This is a genomic window from Armatimonas sp. (genome assembly GCF_043760365.1).
GTDB lineage: Bacteria > Armatimonadota > Armatimonadia > Armatimonadales > Armatimonadaceae > Armatimonas.
Genome location: NZ_JAYUPA010000176.1, coordinates 1 through 2,165, shown reverse-complemented (window position 1 = coordinate 2,165; position 2,165 = coordinate 1). Strand labels below are relative to the sequence as shown.

Annotated in this window: 2 pseudogenes; one reads left to right on the top strand and one right to left on the bottom strand. The window is 59.8% G+C overall.

Going from position 1 to position 2,165, the window contains the following annotated elements:
• Positions 1-1,009 (bottom strand): annotated as a pseudogene (locus ACH2EH_RS04455) (hypothetical protein); the annotation flags it as partial.
• Positions 1,010-1,060: 51 nt separating this feature from the next.
• Here ACH2EH_RS04455 and ACH2EH_RS04450 point away from each other — a divergent pair.
• Positions 1,061-2,165 (top strand): annotated as a pseudogene (locus ACH2EH_RS04450) (beta-galactosidase); the annotation flags it as partial.

Sequence of the window (2,165 nt, the reverse complement as noted above, 5' to 3'; positions counted from 1 at the left end):
CGTTTTTATCCACATACGCCGCCCAGTGCTTGGGGAGCTTTCGGCTCTCATTGGGCCAGCCGGGTTTACTGCGAGCCGTTTCGTCCCCCCCGATCACCAGCATATCAAGATCGGGCTCTAGGAAAATAGCGGGAATCTCGTGGTGACGGCTTGCGTGACTTATTTTCCCGGAATAGCTCAGGCGGTATTTGACGTGCGCGATATCGCCCATTAGCGTGATCCACTGCTCAAAGATCGCCTCGGGTAAGTCTGTGCAGCCGGCCCAGTTGCGCCCCATGCTCTTGGCGTAGAGCGTCGTTTTTGTCTGCTTGAGTTGCAGCACTTTCGCCGCCGTGCCTTTATAATCCCCGCCCTGTACCGGGTTCCAGCGCCAGGGCTGTTTCCCCCAGATCGAGCCGTCGTCGTCGCCGTAGTAGCTCTGCTGCACTAAGCGCCCATGATCCCAGTGGTTGAGCAAGTTGCGCTCAGACTTCGACAGCGAGAGCCAGCCAATCGCCGCCCCCGACGACACTTTCACGCCAAGGCGAATCTTTCCATTATCGAGATACGCCCATTTTTCGGGCGCGGGCAGCTCCCCAGCAGGCTCGGTGTCTTTCAGACCTGCAAACTTCCACTCACGAATAAGCTTTCCGTAGGTGTCCTTCAACCGCAGCCACGCAAGCTCGATCTCACCACGCCCCTGAAACGGATCGAGCCGTAGCCCCGTGAGCGCCCCTTGAACGGGTAACTCCGCGCGTAGCTCCTGCCATTTTTCGCCGGGGGTGTAGCCCACTCGGGTGCACCGGGAAGGCGCGAACGCACCACTCGCATCGCTCCAAAACACTTCAGATGAGCCCTGGACACGCGTTTTCTGTCGCCACTCCAGAGTTAGTGTGCCACTTGCAGCGATCGCTTCCGCCAGCACAATAGAGGGATCCTCCCCCACCGAGCGCATCACAAGGCTCCCCTTACGCACTCCCAGAGAGCAGTCATGTTCCGCCCGCCAGCCACCACGCTCTTGTTGTTTCATAATCCCAGCGTACCTGATTCAGGTGTATAATTCAGGCCATGTCTTCCCGTTTTGAGATCGGCAAAACCAACCGAGAAGTACCACGCGCTGCGCACTCTTCTGGCCAAGTGGCAGCCTGAGGGCAAGGCACTCCCCGGGATTCCTGAGCCGATGCCCCTCATCTCAATCCCGGAGGTTGTACTGACAGAACACGCGCCGCTCTTTACCAATCTTCCCCGCGCCATTCGCGCTCAGAAGCCCGCCGCGATGGAGACCTACGACATCGGCTTTGGCGCGATGCTCTACCGCACCACACTTCCCGCCGGTCCCGAGGGGATTCTCAAGCTAGAAGCACACGACTGGACCCAAGTGTTTCTGGAGGGCGAGCGCGTGGGCGTACTGGATCGGCGGCGCAACCAGTCCACCCTGCGGCTGCCCATGCGGGAGAAACCCACGCAGCTCGATGTGCTGGTCGAGGCGATGGGCCGCATTAACTTTGGGCGCGGGATTCATGACCGAAAAGGCTTGGTCGGTGAGGCTAGCCTGGACGGAGAAGCACTCACGGGCTGGGAGGTCTTCCCGCTCCCTTGGGGTGAGTCGCCGCTGCCGGGCCTACGTTTCTTCGCCAATATAGTGATGGAGGGCCCCGCGTTTCATCGGGGAACCTTCACGCTCTCCCAGACAGGAGACACCTATCTTGAGATGCGCGGCTTCCGCAAGGGAATGGCATGGGTCAATGGCCACGCGCTCGGGCGGTTCTGGCATATAGGGCCGCAGCAGACGCTCTACTGCCCCGGCTGCTGGCTCAAAAAAGGTAAAAATAGCGTCATGGTGCTGGATCTTGAGACACCTACAAAAGCCACGGTCACCGGTCGCACCACACCAATTCTGGATGAAGTTGTGGTGGATACTAGCCAGCGCCACCGAAAACCCGGTCAGACGCTTCGGCTTGACGGCCTCATGCCCACTCACACCGGCACATTTGGCTCCGGCGGCGAGTGGCAGGAGGCGCGCTTTGCCACCCCAACGCGAGGTCGCTATCTGTGCTTGGAGGCGCTCAGCGCCCAGGATAACAGCGTCTATACCACTCTGACCGAGCTGGAGCTGATCGGCACCGACGGCAAGGCAGACAATATATTTGATCTCCAACCTGTCACCTTCTGGCACACCGCCTGGA